The sequence below is a fragment of the Candidatus Binataceae bacterium genome, assembly GCA_035294265.1.
Taxonomy (GTDB): Bacteria; Desulfobacterota; Binatia; order Binatales; family Binataceae; genus DATGLK01.
On sequence record DATGLK010000094.1, the window covers coordinates 18,885 to 43,303 of the forward strand.

At 61.8% G+C, this 24,419-nt stretch carries 15 protein-coding genes; 7 read left to right on the forward strand and 8 right to left on the reverse strand.

Annotated features, from left to right (window positions below; genetic code table 11):
• Nucleotides 1-116 precede the first annotated feature (116 nt).
• From VKV28_14455 to VKV28_14465, 3 genes are all read right to left on the reverse strand, one after another.
• On the reverse strand, nt 117-1,019 hold the full coding sequence (locus tag VKV28_14455; protein ID HLH78001.1) for a hypothetical protein: 903 nt from the start codon (nt 1,017-1,019) through the stop codon (nt 117-119).
• Nucleotides 1,020-2,210: a hypothetical protein gene (locus tag VKV28_14460; GenBank protein ID HLH78002.1), complete on the reverse strand. Its 1,191-nt coding sequence runs from the start codon at nt 2,208-2,210 to the stop codon at nt 1,020-1,022. It abuts the gene before it with no gap.
• Nucleotides 2,211-2,342: 132 nt separating this feature from the next.
• Nucleotides 2,343-3,749 (reverse strand): MFS transporter, encoded by a 1,407-nt coding sequence (locus VKV28_14465; GenBank protein HLH78003.1) that lies wholly within the window; start codon nt 3,747-3,749, stop codon nt 2,343-2,345.
• A 143-nt stretch (nt 3,750-3,892) separates the two neighbouring features.
• Here VKV28_14465 and VKV28_14470 point away from each other — a divergent pair, with 143 nt between their 5' ends.
• The gene (locus tag VKV28_14470) at nt 3,893-4,399 is read left to right on the forward strand and encodes a hypothetical protein (protein HLH78004.1); all 507 of its coding nucleotides are present in this window, start codon (nt 3,893-3,895) and stop codon (nt 4,397-4,399) included.
• Nucleotides 4,400-4,695: 296 nt separating this feature from the next.
• Here the strand turns inward: VKV28_14470 and VKV28_14475 are convergent, their stop codons facing one another.
• Both VKV28_14475 and VKV28_14480 read right to left on the reverse strand, forming a co-directional pair.
• On the reverse strand, nt 4,696-6,279 hold the full coding sequence (locus VKV28_14475) for a hypothetical protein (protein ID HLH78005.1): 1,584 nt from the start codon (nt 6,277-6,279) through the stop codon (nt 4,696-4,698).
• A gap of 113 nt (nt 6,280-6,392) precedes the next feature.
• Nucleotides 6,393-7,439: a transglutaminase domain-containing protein gene (locus tag VKV28_14480; GenBank protein HLH78006.1), complete on the reverse strand. Its 1,047-nt coding sequence runs from the start codon at nt 7,437-7,439 to the stop codon at nt 6,393-6,395.
• Nucleotides 7,440-7,935: 496 nt separating this feature from the next.
• Between VKV28_14480 and ftsH the strand changes: the two genes are divergently transcribed.
• The 3 genes from ftsH (at nt 7,936) to VKV28_14495 (ending at nt 12,112) form a co-directional block, all read left to right on the forward strand.
• Nucleotides 7,936-9,945, forward strand: a complete 2,010-nt coding sequence (gene ftsH, locus VKV28_14485) for an ATP-dependent zinc metalloprotease FtsH (GenBank protein ID HLH78007.1) — start codon at nt 7,936-7,938, stop codon at nt 9,943-9,945.
• A 143-nt stretch (nt 9,946-10,088) separates the two neighbouring features.
• Nucleotides 10,089-11,030, forward strand: a complete 942-nt coding sequence (locus tag VKV28_14490; protein HLH78008.1) for an LLM class flavin-dependent oxidoreductase — start codon at nt 10,089-10,091, stop codon at nt 11,028-11,030.
• A 77-nt stretch (nt 11,031-11,107) separates the two neighbouring features.
• Nucleotides 11,108-12,112, forward strand: coding sequence for a zinc-dependent alcohol dehydrogenase family protein (locus tag VKV28_14495; protein HLH78009.1), 1,005 nt, complete (start codon nt 11,108-11,110; stop codon nt 12,110-12,112).
• A 102-nt stretch (nt 12,113-12,214) separates the two neighbouring features.
• On the opposite strand, the gene VKV28_14500 is transcribed toward VKV28_14495, so the two are convergent.
• A complete protein-coding gene (locus VKV28_14500) occupies nt 12,215-15,082 on the reverse strand; it encodes an FAD-linked oxidase C-terminal domain-containing protein (protein HLH78010.1) in 2,868 nt (955 codons plus the stop codon).
• A 105-nt stretch (nt 15,083-15,187) separates the two neighbouring features.
• On the opposite strand from VKV28_14500, the gene VKV28_14505 reads away from it, so the two are divergent.
• Both VKV28_14505 and VKV28_14510 read left to right on the forward strand, forming a co-directional pair.
• Nucleotides 15,188-16,357, forward strand: a complete 1,170-nt coding sequence (locus VKV28_14505; protein ID HLH78011.1) for an acyl-CoA dehydrogenase family protein — start codon at nt 15,188-15,190, stop codon at nt 16,355-16,357.
• 56 nt (nt 16,358-16,413) lie between these two features.
• Complete coding sequence (locus VKV28_14510; protein ID HLH78012.1) at nt 16,414-17,685, forward strand: LssY C-terminal domain-containing protein; 1,272 nt, start codon at nt 16,414-16,416, stop codon at nt 17,683-17,685.
• 178 nt (nt 17,686-17,863) lie between these two features.
• On the opposite strand, the gene VKV28_14515 is transcribed toward VKV28_14510, so the two are convergent.
• Both VKV28_14515 and VKV28_14520 read right to left on the reverse strand, forming a co-directional pair.
• Nucleotides 17,864-19,933 carry a bi-domain-containing oxidoreductase gene (locus tag VKV28_14515; GenBank protein ID HLH78013.1) on the reverse strand — a complete coding sequence of 690 codons (2,070 nt, stop codon included), beginning with the start codon at nt 19,931-19,933 and terminating at the stop codon, nt 17,864-17,866.
• 62 nt (nt 19,934-19,995) lie between these two features.
• Complete coding sequence (locus tag VKV28_14520) at nt 19,996-22,020, reverse strand: alginate lyase family protein (protein ID HLH78014.1); 2,025 nt, start codon at nt 22,018-22,020, stop codon at nt 19,996-19,998.
• A gap of 547 nt (nt 22,021-22,567) precedes the next feature.
• On the opposite strand from VKV28_14520, the gene VKV28_14525 reads away from it, so the two are divergent.
• A complete protein-coding gene (locus VKV28_14525) occupies nt 22,568-24,409 on the forward strand; it encodes a carbamoyltransferase (GenBank protein ID HLH78015.1) in 1,842 nt (613 codons plus the stop codon).
• Nucleotides 24,410-24,419 lie beyond the last annotated feature (10 nt).

Below are 24,419 nucleotides of genomic sequence, written 5' to 3' on the forward strand. Positions count from 1 at the left end.
CGCGCTGTGGCGCTGGGTGGAGGCTGGTGGAACACCCCCCCAGGATGCTCCGCGCTCGGGGCGACTTCGGTGCTACGCACCAGCCATCCTGTAGCCGCTCTGGTCCGACCGCAATCCTAGAAAGCCTGGGGGACCAGGAACGTAAAGGCGGCGCCCACCCCACCGTCGGTAACGTAAAGTTCGCCACTCTTGGGGTTGAGCGCGATGCCGGCCGGGGCGACCATATGAGTAGCCGGGCCGTGAATCGTGAAACGTGGCGGTTGGTCACCGCTGTCGGTGATATTCCAGACTCCGATGAACGCGTCCGCGCTGCCCATCGTCAGCGGGGGGAGGGGCGGTCCCGTACAACCTGGTTTTGGGGCAAAGCCGCCACGATCGTAGGGCGGTTGGTAATTGTCATTGCTGACGGTAGCGAAAATCTTGCCGTTCCAGACCTGAACTTGCAGCGGGCCACCGCGCATCCCCGTATGCGGTCCCATGATGGTTCGCAAGGGCGCGACGTTGCCTGTGGCGGTGCGGTTGAAGATGAAGATGCCGCCGCCGGGCTGCACGCCCCAGCCCTCATGTTTGTGACGTGCCACCGCCACGATCAGGTTGCGTTGCGGGTCCACTCCCAGATCCATCACGCCGGCCATCCCGGTGCGCGGGCCAGCAATCACTCGTATCGGGGCGACGTTGCCGTTGGCATCCCAGGGATAGGTCAGGATGTAACCGGTGATGTTGTCGCCGACGATCAACTCATGATGGACGTCGTCAACCACGACCCCCTGGGGCGCATGCAGCATAGTCTTGCTGCCCTGCAACACCCGCAGCGGCGGGACTTGGCCGCTGGCGCCGCCGCGAAACGTTACCACCGCGGCTGCCAGCGGCTCGCTGCCGATAATCTCATCGCGCCCGGGATCGTAGGTAATGCCGTGGGCAACCCGGGTAAGCTTACTGATATTGCCGTAAATCGTCCGGACCGGTTCGACATTGCCGCTCGCCAGCCTGGCGAAAGCCCCGATGCGGGGATCGGTCACTCAATTGGGAACAATCAATTCGTCGCGCTTGGAATCGTAAGCGATGGTGAAGGGATTGCCGAAGCGTACCGCCGGAGTCGCTTTGGGTGCGTTGCGCAACACCCCGATCGGCGTAGCGTCGCCCTCGGCGGTGCGGTTGAATTCCAGCGCGGTGTGCCCGAAGTTGGCTACCCACAGGCTGTCGTGATTGGGGTCGAACGCCACCCCCATCGGAATATAGATGCCGGTGTGCGGGCCGCTGATTACGCGCAGCGGCTTGACATCGCCCCGCGCGGTGCGGCTGAAGATTAGGACCGAGCCACCGGCTGTGTTCGCCACCGCGATCTCGTTGTGAACCGGATCCACTGCGATTCCCGACGGCCAATCCAGTTGCGTATGAACCCCCTGGATCACTCGCAGCGGCTTGACGTCGCCTTTTTCGTGATCGGAAAAGATGGTTATCGACGGCGGCTGGTAACGACCGCCGCCGGTATAATCCATATTCCAGTATCCGGGCGAGGAATTGCCGTGATTGACTACCCCGATTTCCTGGTTGACGTCATCCCAGTATAGCCCGTGAGGATCGGCCATCTCGGTATGCGGGCCGCGAATAGCGCGCAGCGGCGGCTCAGCGCCAGTGGCGCCGGTCCGGTAGAAAATTAATTGCGCGTTGTGCTCGACCGAGACCACCATCTGCTTGAGGCGCTGGTTGAAGGCTAGCCCGTATGCGCCGTGAGGTACCGCCAGCACGCGCGCCTGGTAATCACCACTGGCGTCGTCGGGAAAGCAGGCTACGTCATCGCCCACGTCATTCTCGGTCACGCACACCATTCGCCGGACGGGATCGAAGGCCACCCCCGCGGCATATGAGATGTAGGTCGCGGGCCCTTTGACCCATGCGCGTGGCGGAGTGGGGTCGGTGGAATCAGCGCCGACTTGGGTAAGATCGTAGGTCAGCAAACTTTTCAGATTGGTGTCGCTCAAGGAGACCAAGTGGTGGGCCGGGTCAAGCGCGATCCCATTATACTCGGGGTAAGGATCGGCAATTTCACGACAAGGTGCGATATTGCCGCCCGGCGCCTTCTGCAGCACCGCCTGGACGTTATATTTGGCGGGAGAGAGCGCCCCGGCCGCGGCTCGGGCCGAGGATCCGCTCAGCCCCGCTCCCAGGCCAATCGTGGCGGCTATCGCAATCAGCGTCGCGTGCTTCATAAGTAACCTCCCCATCCCCAAGGTCCAAGCGCCCCTTGTTATAGCGCGAACCGCCTTGGTGAGGTCAACTCGGGCGGGCGCGGCTTTTACTACGGGGTTGATCCCGATGCAAGGTTGGCCGGGCGCGGAGGTTTACAGGCTTGGTCCGACGGCGGTCGGGCTTTCTTCGACCGCGTCCAGCTCGTCGAGCTTCAGTTCCTCGGGCGGGCGCAGGTCGCGGAAGAAGAACCAATAGAGCAGGGCGTTGATGGTCTGGAGCACGGCCCCGCCTTCCAGCGGTAATCCCAGCCAGACGTGCTCCATCAAATAGCCGGCCAGGAAAGGGCTAAGCGCGGTGCCGACCTGGGAGGGGGAGTTGGAGAAGCCGGCGGCGCTAGCGCGCTCGGTGGGCTCGATTACGCCCATTAGGTAGGACTGGCGCACTGGCACGGAGAGCGTATTGAAGACGGTGCGGAGGGCATAGATTACGGCGGCCAGCCAAAAGCTTGGCATCAGGGCCATCGCCGCCAGCATCATGCAGCCAATGAGGCGAGTGAAGACCACAATACTGACCGAGCCAAAGCGCAAGGCCAGCCGACCGGCGGCCAGAAAAGGGAGAGCTGAGACCAGGTTTATTACAAACAGCAGCGAGCCCAGTTGGCCCGCCGTGGCACCGTAGCGGCGGTAAAACCAATAGACCAAGAATGGTCCGACCATCCCGATGGCAAAGCCGTTGACGGTATTGGTAACCATAAAGCGAGCAACGATCTTCCAAGTCTTCGGCGACAGCCCCCAGCGCAACGTATCGGCGGGTTTGGCACTGGGCGAGGGCTTGGGCCGGACCGAAGCGGGATCAGGGAAAGTTCGCGTCTCGCGCATCGGGATGACCACCAGCGCCATCGCCAAGCCAATCGCGGCAGTGAGCAAAAACAGGGCCTGGTAGCCTTGCAGCGGAGTAAAGCCGGCGCTCGTCAATAATTGCGGCAGATAGGCGGCCAGCGAGCCCAGCGCCCCAGCCATCACGCCGACAAACGAGAGCACGCCAAAGACCGCGGTGCGCTCCAACGCCAATGAATGCTCGGCCAGCAGTGCCTGCGCGGCGGGATAGAAGGGACCCCAGGCGCCACCGCGGCCGGCGCCGCCACCGCCGCCGAAGGTTCCCAGCGCAGCGGCCAGGGCGATCACGACAAAGGCGTGGGAGGTGGCAAAGACCAACCCGCTTATCGCCATCATCAGCGAGATCAGGATCATGAACAGCTTACGCCCGAATCGATCGGCCAGGACCCCGACCGACAGGGCCAGGGTCGCGCTGACAATCGAACTGACCGCGGACAGAATCCCCAGCTCGACCGCGCCGTAACCCAAAATCGCGATGTACATGGGGATGATCACCGCCATGTAACCCTGGGCGAAGCTGCGCAGCGCACGCGAGGCAAACAGCAGCCCCAGGTCGCGATTCATCGTCATCCCAAACATGATAGCGGCAGCTTGCCAGTCGGCAATGCTGGGGTCGAGTATCCCGCCGACTTTTCGTTCCCCAGTGAGTCGCTCGCGCTTCATTGCTGCTGGCGCCGGGCCGGCTTCCTTCGGGCCGGCCTGGTGGAATAGATTGATGACAGAGGGCCTCGATGAGGCCGTCTGGGGGCCACATGACATCCTACTCGCCGGTTTGGCGCTTGAAGCCGGCTCAAAGCTGCGCCGCAATGCTGGTTTTTTTAATAACTGTGAGCGGCTGCGCCCTGTGGCGTCGGCCAGTCACCAACGCGGCGCAAGCCGATCAGGTAACCGGCTTCTGGAGTGGACAGCTGCTGGTCACGCCCTGCTCGTCGATAACCGATACCGACGGCGGGCGCTGCAATGCCACCAACAGGATCACACTCCTTTTATACCAGACCGACAATGGGCTGGGCGGTAGCTATACCTGCAGCACCGGCACGATGATTTGCCGCAACGGTGGCGCGGACAGTTCTGGGACTTTGACCCAGGGCTCGATTAACGGCGACCATTTGCGCTTCAGCATTATCGTTCCGGCTGACGTTTCGAGCTGCGATTTTCGAGGTGCAATTACCGCTCCCAATCATGCCGAGGGGCTGTACGAGTGCGTGGAAGGTGGCGGTCTGGTGGACCAAGGGCAATGGCAGCTCGAGCGGGAATCGCCAAAAGGAGGTGCAAAAATAGGTCGTGCCGATTTGCTGTCCGCTGCGGGCTGAACATTTCTGCTCGCCAACCCGTGAGGTCCAATTTGGCAAATAATCGCTCACGGTTCTCAAAGCGCGTGGCTCAAAATGAAGCGGCTCTTCTCATACCCGGGTGCAAGGGCTAGTCAGAAATAAGCGTCACTTCTAGTTTTCCCGCAGGCGAGGGGTGAGGATGTGCCCATCCATCGCTTCCCCCGCATGGCGCGCGGGAAGAAGCGACGGATGGGTTTTTTCATATCGAGAGAAGAGCCAAGAGCGGCCTTGCCGCCGCCTCACTCTGCTTGCCGCCCGCTGATGGCGGCGGCGAGCTAGAATTGCAAGGTGCTTTGCAGAAACACCCGGTTGGCACCGAACGATCCCTGGGAAAAGCTGCGGCCTGCCAGATAGGAATAGGCCAATTGTACCTTGGCGTGATTGCCCATCAGATAGTAGTTCAAGCCGGCGGTGTACTCGGTCAAAGTCTGATAGGGGAAGTTCGAGGGGCCGGCCCACCAGTTATTCTCGGTCCCGCCGATCCTCGGAATTTCCTGCTGACCCCACATGATGCTGGAGATGCGCTCGGCCAGCTCCCATCGACCCGGTACCAGGTAGTAGCCGGCCTGTTCGCCGTAGCCCCATGAATCATAAGAGGGCAGCCCCATATGCTGCAGGGTGCGGCGATAATAGCCGATTCCCTGGAAAGTGAAGTAGCGGTAGCGAAACAGCATTTCGATGTTGCTGCCGTAAGTCCGGTCGCCCGCCATCTCGTTCGAAAAGGTCGAGTTGTACTGGACCGGATTGTACATTCCCGAGGCCCAGATGGTCAGCTCTGGTTTGGGCGCGCCCTCCAGGCTGGGGTCGGTTTCGGTATAGCCGTAAGGGGCCAGAATGTCGTAATGCACATTGCCGACATAGGCTAGCTTGCTGCCAAAATTCTGCACTGGCGCGACATCCAATCCCGGGATAGTTGAAGTCACCGAGAGATTGTAGTTGAGTCGGTCAACGGCCCCGGTCAGCATCACGCCATCGCCCTGTCCCAGAGTGAAGGCATATTCCGCGGCCGACAAATCGGGGAGCAGGTAATTGGCTGGGTTATCATAATACTCGTAGGTGTAGGGCACCCAGTAGCGTCCCATTTGAATTGTAAAGTAGGGATTGACGGTTTTCGAGGTAAACCAGTCCAACATGCTGATGCCAGTTCCGTTGCCTGTAGTGGTGCCTTGGAGCTGCAGGAAATACTTGATCGACGGATCGAAGGCATTTCCCGAGATCGCGAAACGACCCAACCAGATGTCGAAATTATCGACGGCGGGGTCGTTGGAGCCCATCTTGGTCACGCTGTTAGGCTTAAAAAATGTGAACCGCGGCTGGAACAGGCCGTTGAAGTAAATCGAGAAATTTCCGGAGCGGGTCTTGAGGTAAAAGCCGTTGTTGTAAATATCGGCTTCGGTCTGTTGGCCTGGCGCCCCGGGCGTGGTCTCCGCCCCGTGGCCAACCTTAGCCTTGAGCGCGGTCAGCACCGCGCTGGGCGAGGGTGGGACTACCGGCGGCACGCTGGCTGGCGCTGCGACCAGGTTGCCCGATGGTTGCTTGCTTTGCTTGAGCACCGCATCAAGCCGCTGCTCCAGTTGCTCGGTGCGTTGGCGTTCGGCATTGAGCTGCTGGCGCTGCTGTTCCAGTTCCTGGCGCAGATCCTCGATGGTTTGCTGTACGTCGGGTGCGCTGGTCGCCGCCTGCGCCAGCTCCATCGCGGGTTGGCCGGAGACACGGTTAATCGCCGGATCGATGGCCCCGGCGCCAGCGATAGTTGTGGCGCCAGCGCTGGCCGCCAGGGTGATCGTAAGCGGCAACAGCAAAGCCACCAGCTTACGGCACAGCCGCGGTGCGTATCCGTAGTTGATCGGACGCTTCATCTATTGCTCTCCCTGCGAAATTTGAGCGATTGCACTGAATTGGCGCGCAGAGCAGTTCTGATCGCGGGCCGGGGTCGGCCCTGCCCACTGCAGTGCGCGATCCTTGGCCCGCCTTAGTGGCTTTGCTCCAGGTCGCGATAGCTCGTGGTGAGCTTGACCTGGTCGCCGATTAGCGGCTGACCATCCAATTCGGCATAGGGATAGATGAAGTAGTTAAGCGGTTTGCCATGCTGGGGCGGGACCAACTCCAAATCGCGCCCCTGGGTGAAGGCCACTCGGTCGGCATCGAGGTGGCCAAAATAGAAGTTGTGGTACTTGGGCGCCAACCAGGCCTCGGAGGCGTCCACAGGCACCCACACACCGCCGCTGTAGAATTCGGCCCAGCAATGATAGCCGTCGATACTCTCGGCCCCGATCTTGTCCAGCGGGAAGCCAAAGATGAATTGGGCCGGAATACCGCGCGAGCGCGCCAACGCCACGAACAGCGAATGGAAATCGGTGCACACGCCTTCATGATGGTCGCAGACCCACAACGCGTCGCCATGGCCGCCGCCCTTGGAGTTCTCGTTGTATTTCATCACTTTGATGACATAGTCATAGATGGCGCGCGCTTGCTGAAGCGGCGTCCCCGCCGGCACCACTTCGAGCGCCGTCTGCTCGATCTTGCCCGTGGTCGGAACTAGCGCGTTGGCTTGTAGCTCGGGCCCGAGGGCGCCGTCCTTGGGCTCGCTCTTGGCCGCGCCGGCGCGATGCAAATTCGCTGCCCACTCCCGCCGGGTTACGTGAAAAGTCATGGTCACGCTGACCGAAGCTGGCAGCGGAGCATCGGCCGACAAATAGACCGCCCGATTGCCAAACTGCTTGAGCGAGACAATCCGATGTTTAAATGGTGCTTGGATGGTCAGGTCGGTGACGGTCTGATGGCTGTCCTGGCGCGGCATAGGCAGCCACAGATCAAGATGCTTGGCGGACTTATCGAGGGTGGGAATCGAGACTTGGTAAGTGAAACTGACGTGGCGAAGCTTACTGGGCGGCGGAGGCGGCGGGGGAACATCAGGGCCCGCGAAGGCGGGCGGCTGAAGCCAGCCGGGGATGGCAATCAGGCCAAGCAGACCGGTGGCGAGGGTGGCCGCGATTAGGCGGTGAACGATAGGCCTCATGGAGAGACTCCTTGACGGTTATCAAACTGTTGTCGTTAAACGGGGCTCGCGCGCCGCGCACCATCCAAAAGCGGCCTCAAGTCTTTCCGTAAGGTTCAAACCGCATCGGCTTTCCTCCTTTCGCTCCGCCCGCGGCCAGCGCGCCCTGGTGCCTGAGGCAAAGCAAATTTTTTCCACCCGATCGCTGGCCTGCTCCGCCGGGTAATCGGGTAAACCAGCTCGATGGACGCGACGATAACGGCGAATTCATCGAGAACTTTATTCCGTGCGCAAACATACTGAGCGAAGCTAATTACACCAATGCTGCGTCATTTGGCAAGCGGATTTTGTGGTCGGTGACTACCTGGTCTATCCAGCGTCGTTGCCGGGGGTGATACACAGGTAGGCGCTTAGCGAAAAGTGCCAATTAGTTTCCGATCATTTGGCCGGGCGCGACCGTGCGACTGACCATCCCTGTGAGTTTGACTAAGTCCGTCGCGCAAGGGCACGATTGGATATGCCCTCGCAGCAGGACAGATCTCAGAAACCAAAACCGGGACTGCCACCGTCCTTTACCCGTAACATATGGATTTGGTGGCTCATCCTAGGCGGGCTGCTGGTCTGGAACATCCTGTCCTTCTGGCCCGAGGAGCATCCGCAAGTCAATTTGCCCTACAGTGCCTTTCTGGCTCAGGTTGAGGCCGGTAACGTCAATCAGGTCAAGATAGTGGGTGCCACTATCACGGGTCAGATGAACCATTCGATTCTCTGGCCTCCCCAAGCCAAGCCCGCGCCCAGTGCCAAGCCCGCGCCCACCGCCAAGCCGGCCGTGGCGGTGCCACTGTTCGATGGCGAGCAAGAGCCGGTTCCAACCCACTACCGGCGCTTTCGCACGACTTACCCGGCCATCGTCGGAGACCCAGGCCTGATGGCGCTGTTGAAGGCTCAAAAGGTCCAGATAGAAGTCGCGCCGTCATCGACTCCGTGGCTGCTGGAGTTGCTATCGAGCTGGTTGCCGATGTTGCTGCTGGTCGGTGTGTTCTGGTGGCTAGCGAGCAAGGCCAGCCGGGCTCAGGTTAATCCATTCGGGCGCGCTAAGGCGCGGCTCTACAACAAGGAGCGCCCCAAGGTTACGTTCAATGACGTGGCTGGTGCGGACGAGGCAAAAACCGAGTTGCAGGAGGAAGTCGATTTCCTGCGCAATCCGCAAAAGTACCATGAGATCGGCGCCCACATCCCCAAGGGCGTGCTGCTGGTGGGCGGCCCCGGGACTGGCAAAACCTTGCTTGCCCGTGCAGTCGCGGGCGAAGCCGGGGTGCCTTTCTTCAGCCTCAATGCGTCGGAGTTCGTCGAGATGTTCGTCGGTGTCGGTGCCAGCCGAGTCCGCGATCTCTTTAGCCAAGCCAAGGTCGCGGCGCCGGCGATCGTTTTTATCGACGAGCTGGATGCGGTAGGTCGGCGCCGAGGTGCTGGGGTGGGCACGGTTAACGACGAGCGCGAGCAGACCTTGAATCAGCTTTTGGGCGAACTCGACGGCTTCGAGGAGCGCTATGAGGTAATCGTGCTGGCGGCCACCAATCGGCCCGACGTCTTGGACCCGGCCCTGCTGCGTCCGGGCCGTTTCGATCGGCAGGTAGTTGTGCCCTTGCCGGATAGAATCGGGCGCGAGGGAATCTTGCGCCTGCATAGCCGCCGGTTGCGCCTGGCCGCGGACGTTGACTTGGCGGTTTTGGCGCGCAGCACCATTGGCCTGAGTGGTGCCGACCTGGCCAATCTGTGCAATGAGGCGGCCTTGACCGCCGCTCGCCACAATCGCTCAGAAGTAACAATGAAGGATTTCGAAGAGGCTCAGGATAAGGTGCGGCTGGGCGCTGCTCATCCCCAATTGATGGATCCCTCCGAACGACGGGTGGTTGCGTATCATGAATCGGGCCACGCGCTGGTGGCTTGGCTGACCGCGGGCGCCGATGAAGTTAAAAAAGTGACTATCGTGCCTCATGGCCAGGCGCTCGGGCTGACCGAACAGATCCCTCAGGAGGAGCGGCACAATTTCAGTTATTCCTATCTGATGGCACGGCTGGCGGTAATGCTAGGTGGTCGTACGGCGGAGGAAATCGCTTTTGGGGAAGTCACCACCGGCGCCGAGAACGATTTGATCGAGGCCACCCGGCTGGCGCGTCGAATGATATCGCGATGGGGGATGGGAAAGCTGGGACTGGTGGCTTTCCAAACTGATGAGAAACAGCCGTTTTTGGGTTATGAAATGGCGCAGGGACGCGATTACAGCGAGGCCACCGCGGCTCTAATCGATCAAAATGTTCAAAGTCTGCTGGAACAGGTCCATCAGGAAGTTCGGGCCCGCCTAAGCGGTGCGCGCGAGCGCCTCGATCGACTAGTGGAGCGGCTGTTGGCCGAGGAAACGGTGGATTCCGATGAGCTGGTGGCGATTTTGGGGCCACGCGCCCAAGTACCGGGCCAAGCTAACGGACAGATGGCCGCTGTGCTAAACAGCCGCCGCGGCAGCTAGCGTGAAGTCATTTTCAATTAAGCGCTGCGCCATCAGGTAAGTGTGGCACCGGTTTGGTTGTTCCAGCGTCGCCCGTGGCGCCCAGGCTTGCGAATTAAAAACTGGCTTTGCATCCATCGAGATATAAGCGAGGAGTATGACCGATGGCCCGGCAAATCCCCTGCGGTATCGCAATTCCGCAAACCTTTGATGGGCCCAGTGCGGCAGTGCTTGATCTGAACCGGTTCCTGCCGCGGGCCGAAGCCCTGGGCTTCGACAGCCTGTGGGTGCAGGAGCAGATCGTCAGCGACAGCGCGATTCTGGAGCCCGTCGCGCTATTGACTTACGCCGCGGCTTTGACCAGCCGGATGCGTCTTGGCAGCGCCGTATTGCTAACTGTTATCCGCAACCCTGTCCAACTGGCCAAGGAATTGGCCACGCTCGATCAGTTGTCGCAGGGACGACTAATCGCCGGAGTAGGGGTGGGCGGCGCTTATCTGCCCGAACGAGTCTTCGGCGTTCCCACCGAGCATCGTGGCCGCCGTTTCGTGGAGACCATCCAAGTCCTCAAAGCGCTGTGGACTCAGCCGCGGGCGTCGGTGGCAGGTCAGTATTGGAATTTCGAGAACGTACCGATGGAACCCAAGCCGGTCCAACGACCCCATCCACCGATCTGGCTGGCGGCACGCGATCCGATGGGTATACGACGCGCCGTGCGTCACGGCGACGGCTGGATGGGCGCGGGCTCCTCGTCTTCGTCCGACTTTGTTCAGCAGGCCGCTCAAATGTACGCCGAACTGGAGCGAGCGGGACGTGACCCGGCCAGCTTTCCGATGTCAAAACGGGTATACTTGGCGGTGGATGCCGACCGCGCACGGGCCGAAGCGCGGCTGCGCCAATGGTTCGCCGAGCGCTATCACAACGCCGAGATGGCCGCACGGGTGGCGCTGTGGGGCACCCCAGCGCAAATCACCGAAGCCCTGCTCAAGCTGATTGCGGCCGGCGCCACTCATCTCTTGCTCAACCCCGTATTTGACCATGCCGAGCAGATGGAAATTCTGGCCGGAGAAGTCGTACCCCATTTGTCTGCAAAACAGGGGGCTTGAGGATCGATGTGACGTTTGGGTTGCGCGAGGCTGTTTTTAACTAACCGCTCATGGCGGCAGTGCTAAGCTTGGGATCCATGAAAGCCGTGGTCGTCGAATCGCGCGGGCCGATCGAAAGTCGGCCGCTGCGTTTGGTAGAGCTGGATAAGCCCCAGCCTGCCCCCAACGAAATTGTGGTCCGGGTGCTCGCTTGCGGAGTTTGCCGTACCGATCTGCACGTCAGCGAAGGGGATTTGCCACCCCATCGCGAGCGAATTGTTCCCGGCCACGAGGTGGTCGGTGAGGTGGCGCAATGTGGCTCCCAGGCCCGGCGTTTTCGCCCGGGTCAACGGGTTGGCGTGGCGTGGCTGCGCGAGACCTGCGGGATGTGCAAATACTGCCTGCGCGGCGACGAAAATCTGTGCCCTAATGCTCGCTTCACCGGATACGACCATGACGGCGGCTATGCCGAGTACGCCGTCGTGCGTGAGGATTACGCCTATTCGATGCCCGAGAATTTGCTAGTACAGGACAGCGCCCCACTGCTGTGCGCGGGCATTATCGGCTACCGAGCGCTCAAGCGGGCCGTGGTCAAACCTGGTACCACGGTGGGTCTGTACGGCTTTGGCAGCTCGGCTCACATCGCCTTGCAGGTGGCGCATTATTGGGGCTGCCGGGTGTACGTGATGACGCGCGGCGGCCGCCATCGCGAGCACGCGCGCGAGATGGGTGCGGACTGGGTCGGCACGGCGGCCGAACGGCCGCCAGCTCCCTTGGATTCAGCCATCCTGTTTGCACCGGCGGGCGACTTGGTCGCGCCCGCGCTGGAAGCCCTGGACCGGGGTGGGATCTTGGCGGTCGCCGGGATCTATCTGAGTCCGATCCCCACGCTGGATTACGAGCGTGACCTCTTTTACGAGAAAGAACTGCGCAGCGTAACTGCCAACACGCGCCGCGATGGGGAGGAATTTCTCGAGCTTGCAGGGAAAATTCCAATCCGTACAACTACCGAGCCCTATCCACTAGAGCAGGCCAACCAAGCACTGGCCGCGCTCAAGCACGACCAACTCAAAGGTGCCGCTGTCCTGTCCATCGCATCATGATGCAGCTAGAGCTCCTCGCTTCGCTCGCTTGCACCGGCTTGCGTCTGCTTGTGCGATAACAATGTCTGTAACGTCATGCACAAGGGGTTGGATTACCTTGGATTAGGTCGAAGGTTGGTGGCTGTTCAAATTGAGCACTTCAGCCAAATGCATCGCGCGCCGGCCGGGCGCGAGCTGGGCTATCTGAGAGCGGCAGGAGAAGCCGTCGCTGATGATCAGCGCTTCACCGTTGGCCCGCACCGCCGGCATCAGCACCCGCTCGCCGATCGCGCGCGAGACTTCGTAATGCTCTTGGGCGTAACCAAAGGCTCCCGCCATTCCACAGCAGCCGGCGTCAAGCACCTCCAGTTGTAAGCCGGGGATCCGCTTGAGGATCGCTACCTCGCCCTCCATGTGGGCCAGGGCCTTTTGATGGCAATGGCCGTGCAGCAGGGCCTGGGCAGAAATTTCAGGTAGCGGTAGGCCGGGTGCGTGGCGGGTCAGGAACTCGTCGAATAGTAGGCTGGATTTGGCCAGCTTTTTGGCCCGCGGCTCGTCGGGAAACAGGCCTGGCAGCTCGTCACGGAAGGTTAGCAGGCAGCCTGGTTCCAAACCAACGATCGGGATGTCGGCGCCAAGCGCCGGGGCCATGATCGCCATCGCCTGCTCAAGCCAGCGGCGCGCCATGCTCAACATCCCTTGGTCGAAAAGCGGGCGCCCGCAACAGAAATCGCGTGCGGGCAACTGCACGCGGAAGCCCGCGCGCTCCATCACCGCGACCGCGGCAATGGCCGGCTTGGGGTCGAAGAAATTGCTGAAGGTATCGACAAACAGCATCACCGGCCGTCCCTGCGCGGGTGGTTGATGTTTGGCAAACCAGGCGCGAAAGGTCTGTGCGGCGAAGCGGGGCAGGGTGCGGCGCCCGTCCACATGGAGAAATCCCTTGATAAGCGGGGCCAGCGGACTTGCACTCATCAGCCAATTGACCAGACGCGGTGCGTGAGCCGCCACGGCGGCTCCCTGATGGATGCGGGCGAAGAAATGGGCAGGCAAAGGGCGCCAATGCTTGCGATAGTAGTTGGCTAGAAACTGCGACTTATAGGTTGCCAAATCGACCCCGGCCGGACACTCGCGCTTACAACTTTTGCACGCCAGGCAGAGATCGAGAGCTTCCAACACTGCTTGTTCCGCTTGCGCCCCTTTGAAGAACTCGCCGCTGAGCGCCTCGTAAAGCAGATGGGCACGGCCACGGGTGGAATGGGTTTCCTCCCGCGTGGCCATGTAAGAGGGGCACATGGCGCCCCCTTGCAGCTTACGGCATTGACCAATACCCACGCACTTCAGGGTCGCACCTACGAACCCTTGATCGGCGCTGAAATCGAAGTCGGTGCTTACCGCCGGCAGGGCGCCTGGCCGCAACCGAAGGCGCGCGTCGAGGGGCTCGGGATTGACGATGATCCCCGGATTCATTCCACCGCGTGGGTCGAACAGCGCCTTGAACTCGCCGAAGGCCCGGATTAACTCGGGCCGATACATCCTGGGCAGCAATTCGCCGCGCGCCCGCCCGTCGCCGTGCTCGCCCGACAGCGAGCCGCCATGGGCCGCGACCATGTCGGCATACTCGACCATCGCGGCACGGAAAGTGCGCAGGCCAGCTTGACTTTGAAAATCGAAATTGATTCGGCAATGGACGCAGCCGTCGCCAAAATGACCATAGAAGGTGGCGGCTTCCAGGTTATGGCGCTGGAGCAAAGCTTGAAAATCGCGCAGGAACTGGCCCAGCCGCGCAGGAGGCACGGCGGCATCCTCCGCGCCCGGCCAAGTGCGCGGCCGTCCCGGTACCGCCGCGCTGGCACCCAGGCCCGATTCGCGCACCTCCCACACCGCGCGTTGGTCGCGTTCCTCGGTGAACAGCTTGCAGGCCGCCGCGCCGGGTTGGCGGCGGGCGTCGGCGATTAAGGCCTCGGCGCGTCCGCGCGCTTCGTCGGCGCTGGCGCCGCCCAGTTCGGCGAACAGATAGCTTTCGCCGGGTGGTAACAATTGCCCCAAATCGATAGTAGCGGTCAGCCGGCAGAACTCCACCAGGCGATTGTCGAAACCCTCCAGCGCTTGCGGCCTATGGTTGAGAATCCAGGGCACCTGATCGGCGGCATTGAACACGTCAGAGAAGCCCATCACCACCAGCGCCCGAAAGCGTGGCAGCGGAACCAGTTGCACGGTTGCGTTCAGGGTCAGCGCCAGAGTGCCTTCGGAGCCCACGACCGCGCGGGCCAAATGGAAATTGTTTTCAGGCAGCAACTGATCCAGGTTGTAGCCCGATACCCGGCGTGGCAATTGCGGGAAGCCGGAGCGGATGTCTTCCAGATGGCGCTGACGCAACTCGCGCAGGCCGCGATACAGCTCTCCCTGCCGCCCGCCCGAAGCGATTGCCGCCTCCAGTTGTAGCTCGTTCATCGGCCCCAGCTTCATCGTGGTGCCGTCATACAGCACCACTTCGAGCGCGGCCAGATTGTCCACCGTTTTGCCGTGCTCTACCGAATGGGTTCCGCAGGAGTTGTTGCCGATCATGCCGCCCAGACAACACCGATTCTTGGTCGTCGGATCGGGGGCGAATTGCAGGCCGTGGGTTGCCAGCGCGCGGTTGAGTTGGGCCTGGACCACGCCCGGCTCGACCACTGCCAGGCGCCGGTCGAAATCAATCGAGCGAATCGCGTGCATATACTTGGAGAAATCGATGACCAAAGCCTGATTGCAGGTCTGGCCGCCCAGCGCGGTGCCGCCGCCGCGTGGGAGCAAAGCGATATCGTTGTCACGAGCGAGGGTGACGGTCTTGATTACGTCGCCCTCGTCGCGTGGAAGCACCACGCCCAGCGGCACCATCCGGTAATTGGAGGCGTCGGTGGCATATAAGGCGCGGTCGGCGTCGGTGAAACGCACTTCGCCCGCGATCGAACTCCTGAGCTGGTCCTGCAGTGCGGCGATCGAACCCATGTAACATTAAACTCCCACTGTGAACCGCCAAAGCATATTACGCCCGCGCCACCCATCCAACGCACCCTCTTGCGTGCGGCACGCTATCGGCGGCTAAATCTTGGCATGGCCGATCTCGCCGCACAGCATGAGGAGATTCGCAATTCGGTGCGCGCGTTCGTCGAGCGCGAAGTGCGCCCGATTGCCAATGCTCTGGATCGCCGCCAGGAAGAGATCCCGCCAAGCCTGATCGAAAAGATGGCGAGGCTGGGCTATTTCGGTTTGACCGTGGATGAAGAAGCGGGCGGGTTAGGGCTGGATTATCAGGCGATGGCAATTGTCACCGAGGAGCTTTCACGCGGTTGGCTGGCGGTTGGCTCGGTCATCACCCGCAATTTGATTACCGCTGACGTACTTCAGGCAGCGGGCACCACCGAGCAGAAGGCACGATGGTTGGGGCCGTTGGCACGCGGCGAGCTGCTCAGCGCGGCGGCCTTTACCGAGCCCGACGCAGGTTCCGACAGCGCATCGTTCATAACCCGGGCCCGCCGCCAGGGCGACGGCTACGAACTGGACGGCGCCAAGAATTGGTGTACCTTCGCCAATCGCGCCCATCTGCTGCTGGTAATGGCCCGCACCGATCCCGACCCGAATAAGAAACATCGGGGTCTGTCACTGATGCTCTTGGAAAAAGAACCCGGTGATGGGTTTGCACCGCCCCAGCTTACCGGAACGCCGATCGAGACTGTAGGCTACCACGGGATGCGCAGCTATGCGTTGACGTTCGAGCGAGCCTGGGTGCCTGCGGCTAATCTTATCGGGATGCGGGAGGGAGAAGGCTTTTACCAACTGATGGCGACGTACGAGGTGGCGCGGATACAGACCGCGGCACGCGCGGTGGGAGTGGGTCAGGCCGCTTTCGAGGCAGCACTAGCCTATAGCGGAGCGCGGCGCCAATTCGGCCGGCCGATCGCCGAGTTCCAGGCCATCGGACACAAGCTGGCGCGGATGGCGGTCGAATTGGAAGCGGCACGCCGGCTTACCTATTTTGCCGCCGCGCACAAGGATAGGGGGCGGCGATGCGACTACGAAGCCGGCTTGGCAAAGGTGGCGGCCACCGAAATGGCCGAGCGGGTGACGCGCGAAGCGATGCAGATTCATGGCGGGTACGGCTATGCGATGGAGTTCGACGTGCAGCGCTACTGGCGCGACGCGCGGGTGCTGTCGATTTTCGAAGGAACTACCGAGATTCAGCTCGAGATAATCGCACGTCGATTGCGCGAACGCGCGGGTTGAGAGCAATCAAATCTTACCAAGCGCATTTTGCCCGTGGTGGGGGCCACGAGGTTGTGGTGGGATTTTTTGCTGGCAGCATCACGTTAAGCCGGTTGACGCCAATCCTGCTCGCTGTCGTGCTGGCGGGTTGTTTTAGCTTCAGCCCCGCCACGGGTGATGCCGCCGCCTTCGCGCGCAATGCGGTGAGTGCTCAGCGAACGAACGTGCGGGTTTCGGTAGCGGTGCTAGATGATCAGGAAGAGGAGCACTATTTTGGTCGTCCTTTGGCCAACAAAGGCATCCAGGCGGTCTGGCTGCGCATCGAAAATAATAATTCTTTCCCCCTATGGCTGATGCCACGGGCGACCGATCCTGATTATTTCTCGGCGCTGGAGACCTCCTATCTAGGCCATCTTCCCTTCGCAAAACATACCAACCAAGAAATGGACTCCTTCTTCCGCGCCCACGCGATCGCCCGCCTGGTGCCACCGCATCGCACCAACACGGGCTTCCTGTTCACCAACCTGAGCGAAGGGGCCAAGTTCGTCAACATCGAGTTGTGGCACACCCGGGGAGCGATAAACATTGGCTTCTTCTTGCAATTGCCCAACGGCCGCTTCGATTACGAAGCTATCGAATTCGACGACCTCTATCCCACGGTGCAGCGTAAAGCCCTGACACTTGATGAATTGCGCAAACGGCTGGAACATTTGCAATGCTGCGTGACTGGCCGGACGGGGCAGCCGGGGGATCCGCTGAATGTCGTGCTGGTGGCCTCGCAAGCTACCATTTTCTCGGCCTTGGTCGAACAGAACTGGGATCCCACTCACACGATGGCGACCGCCTCGGTAGGGCGGACAATTTCCTCCTTCCTGTCGGGCGCGCGTTACCGCTATTCTCCGGTCAGCCCGCTGTATCTTTTCGGGCGCCAGCAGGATATCGCGGTGCAGAAAGCCCGCGGTACGATCCACCAACGCAACCACATGCGCCTGTGGCTGAGTCCGTACACCTACCAGGGGCGCGACGTCTGGGTCGGCCAGGTCAGCCGCGACATCGGCGTTCGCTTCACTCTGGCTTCGCCTTTTCTGACTACGCATAAGATCGATCCCGATGTGGATGAGTCACGCGACTATCTGGTGGAGGATCTGATAGCTGGTGAAGCCGTGCGGGCGCTGGCTTTAGTCAAAGGAGTTGGGGCCTCCAGGCCAGCCCATCCCGCCCGCAATCTAACCGGCGATCCGTACTTCACCGACGGGATGCGCGCAGTGCTCTTCCTGTCCGACCAATCGGTGCCCATCGACAAGGTCGATTTCATCCCCTGGGAGAATCTACCGCTGGACCGGCACTGAACCCAAAGGCTCCGGAGTAAGGAGGTTGTGGCCTGCTTCGCGCGTCCGTTCAAGAAATAAAAATCCGCAGGCGAGGAGCAGGGAGTGCGGCTAATTGTTGGCTCACTATCGATCACCTGCACGAGTCCCGGCCGAAACATCGGCGAGCGGTTAGAGCTCGCACGGCCGTGCCCTGGAGCTATGTTTTTATCGCCTGCTCGGCGCACCAGGTCGCGTAGTAACCATCTTCGACTGTAACCCCCAACGCGCCCTGGCCGTTCAAAACCTGATAGAAATTTTCCAGTTGTTCGCGCTGCCCCTTTTCGCTATGACGAGTCGTCAGTCCGCGCCCCTTGGGGAAGACCTCCAATCGGCAAAAGTCCTCCAGCATCATCGAAAAGCCTCCGGCAAAAACTTCCACTCGTTCCTTGCCCATCGCCGTTGCGCCTTGGCTGCTATAAAGCAGCGTTCCTAACGAGCCATCGTCAAACTCCACGCTGATGCAGGCATCGTCGTATGGCGTGGAGCGCAATGGAGCGGCGATAATGCGCAGCGGGCGCGCGTCGCACAAATGATGCATGAAGTCGAAGAAATGAACACCCTCGCCCAGCAGCCGGCCGCCGCCTTCGATCGGGTCCTGGCTCCAATGGCCCTGAGGTAGCGAGCCGGCGTTGACCCGGTAGAGTATCTGCTTGGGGCCCGCCAGCGTGCTTAGGGCCTGCTTGAGTGCCACGGCATGAGGCGAGAAGCGGCGATTGAAGCCCACCGTCAGCAAGGCCTGATGCTGGGTCACCAGATCCATCAACTGGAGACCTTCGGCGGCGGTCAGACACATCGGCTTTTCCACGAACACGGCTTTGCCCGCGACGATCGCATCGCGGGCAATGGCAAAGTGGCTATCGTGGCGAGTTGCGATGTAGATAACATCGATCCGAGGGTCGGCCAAAAGCTCGTGATAGTCGGTGGTTCCGCGGGCGAACCCAGCTTTCTCCACCGCTGCGCGCACGCCTAGTCCGCTGCGAGTGCAGACCGCGGTCAGCGCAAAGCCGCGATGGGCACGCAGCAAGGGCTGCAGTGTCGCGCGAAAATAATTGCCATAGCCGATAACTCCGACTGCATACTGTCCCGCGCGTGCGGGCCTAGCCCGATGAGCCCTGAGATAGCTGCGCGTCGGCGGAGCTTGCGGAGCGGCTTCGCAGTGGTAGTCGAGCATCACGCCGATTGGGGGCTGCGGCGCGGCCAAGGTTTCGTAGGCTTCGGCCGCTTGCTCGATGGGGAAGCGGCGCTCGATTAGAGGATTTACCCGGAGCGTGCCGATTTCGATTAGCCGCAATACGGCGTGCAGGTTGCGCCCCTGGGTCCAGCGCACATAGGCCAGCGGATAGTCCACTCCCTGTTCCTCATAGCGCGGGTCATAACGGCCGGGGCCACTGGAGGTCGAGAGCAGAAAATCCAGCTCCTTGTGGTACATCCGGTCGCGCCGGATGCGGATCGGTACGTCACCTACCAGCACTACTCGGCCCTTGCGTCGGCAGACCGCGAAGCAGCGGTTGAGTAACTCTCCATCGCCACCCGCGGCCGTTACGATTACCCCGTCGGCACCCTCGCCAGCGGTCAGATCCATCACGCCGGCGCTCAACTCACGTGGCGCGCCGATGGCATGGGAAAGCCCCAACGCGCGCGCCCGTTCCAGGCGTTCCGACCGCGGATCGACGCCGATGGGCTCGGCCCCCGTGGCGCGCAGCAACTGGACCACCAGTTGGCCCAACAGCCCCAGCCCCAGCACCACGACTCGTTCTCCCAAAGTGGGAGCGAAGCGACGTACCCCATGCAGCGCGATTGCGCCCAGGGTGGCGAAGGCTCCTTCTTCGAAGGAGACGGAATCGGGTAACCGCGCCACCAGGTTGCGCGGCACGAAGTTATAGCCGGCATGATTGGCATAGCCTGCGCCCGCGCAGGCCACCCGATCGCCCACCCGCAAGCTGCCCGCGCCGGCGCCGGCTTCGACTACGATACCCGCGCAGGAATAACCGGTGGGGCGGGGCTGGAGCAGGCGGGCGCGGACCAGATCCACGGTTTCGCGCAGTCCGCGCCCGGCCACGCTGTCCATCACCTTGCGCATCAGTTGCGGATTGCGCAGCGCCTTGAGCAGCAAGTTCTGATTGCCGCCGCCGCCCATTCCTGCCGCTTCGGTGCCTGCGCTGATCAGCGAATGGCTGGTGCGTACCAGCACGCCGCCGGCCCTGAGCGCCGGGGCGGGCGTTTCCACCACCGCGACTTGTCCGCCTGAAACCGCGACTTGAAGCAAAGCTTGGCTACCTCATGACCTGATTAGGAATTGGCGATCCGCGCCGTCAGCATCCAGACTACGCAGCAGGGCAACTCCACGTTCGCGTTGCCCACCCACACCGGGCGTGGCAACTTGATTCCGTAGGAGGGCGAGAACCATCCTTGCTCCAGCCGCCAACCGATCGCCGCGGTGGAGCTCGGGGTGATCGTGACCCGTATCCCGCTGGGCCATTCCAATTGTGCCGCGCCTTGAGCTAAAACCGCCCGCGATCCCGGCGCAGCATGGAAGAAGAACTCCAACCGATGAGTGCCGCGGCCCGCGATGTCGTCACGGATGCGCAAGTGTGGCTCCCGGCGCGAGAACTCGAAGCTGCGCCTGATCTCGATTCCCCCCAAACGGTGATAGCCGCGATGGCCGCCGCTTAGGTAATCCAGCTCGGGCACGGAGCTAAATTCCACCCCAAGCGGCAGCGCGTCGTTGCGGAGATCCCACATCGCTAAGGCGCCGCGAAAGCGGTTGATTTCCTCGCCATCGACCACGATCGTGTTGTGGGCCGCGCTGGCCCGGAAACGATTGCGCCAGTGGGGCGAGGCCCCATAGACGTAGGTGCCCGAATCGGTCAGCAGCGGATGGCCCAAGGCGTGCCATTCGAACGACAGACAATCGTTGTGACCATGGCCGCCGCGACCGAAAAAGCCCACCGGCCCCAGGTCGGCGACCAAGTAATGGTCGTGTGGCGCGCGTAGGACATAGAAGCCGCTGGCGGCAAAGCCGCGCGAGCATTCAGGGCTGGGCAGCGTGGGCAACGCGTCGAAGGTGGCCAGCCCCTGTGGCCCCAGTATCCACAGACTGTCTTCCCAAAAGCGTTGCGCGCGCGCCTTCCAGCGCGGGCGATTAAGGCGGACGCTGCCGGTCGCCAGCAGATAGCGATGGTCGCGTGGGTCGAGATGGCCCAAAGGCAATGCCCGGCCGTTGTCGTGGTCACCAATATTGGGGGCCAGTCCGTTGGGAGCAAGGTAGCTCTCGACAAACTCCAGCATCGCGCCCAGCCGCACCAGATAGGGGGTGCTGACCGGCAGGCCGGCCCATTGCAGCAGCCATTCGCCGAGCAGGAACATTTCCGTGACCAGCCCGTGATAAGGGATGGAGCCTTCGCTATCGACACCGTCGCTTAAAATCTGCGCGTCGATCTCCTGCTCCAGCATCCGCGCCCCCATCCGCAGCCATTGGCGCCCGCGCGCCGAAGCCGTGAACAAGCCGCCGCAGACCACCAAGCCCAAGGCGTCGGCGACGTAGTGATTGTTATGCCGATCGTCGGCCTCCAGATTGGCGGCAATCCACCATCCATGCTGATAGAGCGCCAGCACGATCATCTCGCGCATCGCCGGCTCCAGCGCGCCGGCACCCATCAGCTTGAGCGCCCAGGCCCAAGCCAGCGCGCGCAAGGCTACGTCCATGGTGCAGCCCCAATTGACCCCCCAGCCGACTGGGTTGGCTTGTAGCCAGGAGCAGAGCTGGGCCTGAAATTCCTCTAGGTAGCACCTATCCCCGAACACCACCCAGGCCCGCGCCAGGGTCAAAAGATGGCCTCCTCGCGACAGTTCCCAGGGCACCTTGAGATCACTATTCTCCGTCAGTGCCCCATATTTGATGAGATGAGCAGGTCGCAGCGGCCAGCGCCGGCCCGATTTGAAATCGCAATGCCAATCAATCAGCCGGCCTAGGGCGGTCGGGCCCGAGCCCAGCAGATCGACTTCATGCCGCATCACCTGCTCGGCGTCGGCGCGTAGGATTTGCCCCTCGGCAGCATAGCGATCCCGATACAGCTCCCGGATTGCCACAGCATCTTCCGTTGCCAGGAACCATCCCCGCGCCTCCAATTCCTCCCACCAACTGGCCAGCGAGACAGACCCCATGTCGCGGGCAAGCGCGATGGGCGTCAATGCGCCCAGTCGGCGCGGTAGGTGGCGCGCTCGCGCCATGCGTCCCAACTCGATGCGCGCGCGGCGCAGCAGATAGCTGGGCGGTTTGCCCGCCGCTCGCCCCAGCAATTGCAGCAGCCTCATACCACCCCCGTGTAGTGTGCCACCATTGAGACTCGCCTTCCTCTTCGCCGTCGCGATCGCTGTATCCGGCAGCCGTACGTCGGGTGGCTCATCGGCACACGTTCGGTGCGATGGCGCCCGATAGTACCGAAGAACATTGGCGGTGCCGTAAGGGGCTATTTCGCAGGAGGGATCAAAAAGTGCTTTTTACCCGACCACCCGCCTGCCATTTATTGGGTGGCCATATTTCATGGAGTGCCAGCGTTTGGGCTGTCACGCGTTGGTGGGCTAAACGCCCGACCAACCTAGTCGTGATCACGGTTTGCGAGGCCAATTTTTCTGGGTTGGCTTTAACACGGGGCGGTCGGCGTTGGCCCGGGTTGGGGCAGGGTGCCGGATTGGCTTTAGCCGGCGATTCGTAGCGCTGTTTCACACCAGGATAGGCGGGTCGCCGCAAACCTACGGCTCGCCGGCTCTGGCGCCGGGCCGCGGCCGGCGGCCGTTGCCTACCTGGATCGCTTCCCATATCCTTTTCGCGCTTAGGCTGAGATCGCACTGGAACGCTAAGATGAGATCCCCCGCTATCCTGGGCATTTCCGCCTACTATCACGACAGTGCGGCCGCCTTGGTGATCGACGGCGATATTGTCGCGGCGGCCCAGGAAGAGCGCTTCACGCGCAAAAAATTCGACGCCCGCTTTCCCGCCCAAGCGATCGAGTACTGCCTTAAGAGAGCAGGGCTGCGCCTGGGCGAGCTTTCGGACGTGGTTTTCTATGACAAGCCGCTGGTCAAGTTCGACCGGCTGCTAGAAACCTATTTGGGCTATGCGCCGCGCGGACTTAAGTCATTCACTACCGCGATGCCGGTGTGGCTGAAGGAAAAGCTCTACCTCAAGTCGCTGCTCAAAAAAGAGCTGGCGAAGTTAGGCGGCAAAGGCGCGGTGCCCCCGCTGCGTTTCACCGAGCATCATCAGGCCCACGCCGCCTCGGCCTTCTATCCCAGTCCCTTCGAGCGCGCCGCCGTGCTGTGCCTGGACGGGGTGGGCGAATGGGCCACGACCTCGGTGTGGCTGGGTGAGGGCAATCGCCTGACGCCGCAATGGGAGCTGGATTTTCCCCATTCGCTGGGGCTGCTCTACTCCGCCTTTACCTACTATATCGGTTTCAAGGTCAACTCGGGTGAATACAAGGTGATGGGGCTGGCGCCTTACGGCCAGCCGCGCTATGCCGACCTGATCCTGAAGCATCTGATCGATCTAAAAGCTGACGGCACCTTTCGTCTGGACATGAGCTACTTCGACTTCGCCACCGGTCTAACCATGACCAACGGTGCCTTCGACGCACTTTTCGGAGGGCCGCCGCGTTCGCCCGAATCGCTGCTGACTCAGCGCGAGATGGACCTGGCGGCTTCGATCCAGCAGGTCACTGAAGAGATCATGCTGCGGCTGGCCCGCACCGTCCATCGTGAGCTGGGTACGGAATATCTGTGCATGGCCGGCGGCGTGGCCCTAAACTGCGTAGCCAACGGCCGCATCCTGCGCGAGGGGCCCTATCGTGACCTGTGGATTCAGCCGGCGGCGGGCGATGCCGGCGGCGCCCTGGGGGCGGCCCTGACGGTGTGGCATCAGTATCGCGAGCAGCCGCGTCAAATCTCTCTGCCCGACCGTATGCAGGGTGCCTACCTGGGTCCCAGCTTCAGCGATAGCGAGATTGAGGCCGAGCTTGACGCCGTCGGCGCGCACTATGTGCGGCTGCACGACGAAGAGTTGCTGGAGCGGGTAGCGGCGATTCTAGCCGCCGGCCAGGTGGTGGGCTGGATGCAGGGGCGGATGGAGTTCGGACCGCGCTCGCTCGGGGCGCGTTCGATTATCGGTGATCCGCGCAGTCCGACGATGCAATCGGTGATGAATCTCAAGATTAAGTATCGCGAGTCCTTTCGTCCCTTTGCCCCCGCGGTGTTGGTTGAAGCGGTCAGCGACTACTTTGAGCTGGATCGCCCAAGTCCTTATATGCTGCTGGTGGCGCCGGTCAAAGAGGCGCTGCGCCGGCCGCTGACGGCCGAGCAGCAGGCCCTGTTCGGGATCGAAAAGCTAAATCTGCCCCGTTCTACCATTCCGGCCGTAACCCATGTCGATTATTCGGCCCGCGTTCAGACCATCGATCGCCGCACCAACCCCCGCTTCCACGCCTTGCTCAGCCGCTTTCGAGCGCAGACCGGATGCGCGGTGCTGGTCAACACTTCGTTCAACGTGCGCGGCGAGCCCATCGTATGCACCCCGACCCAGGCCTACCGCTGCTTCATGCGTACCGAGATAGATTACTTGGTGATCGAGAACTTCCTGTTGGCCAAGGGGGACCAGCCGGCGATGGAGCGCGATGATTCCTGGCGCCAGGAATTCGAGCTCGATTAGGTCAAGTTAA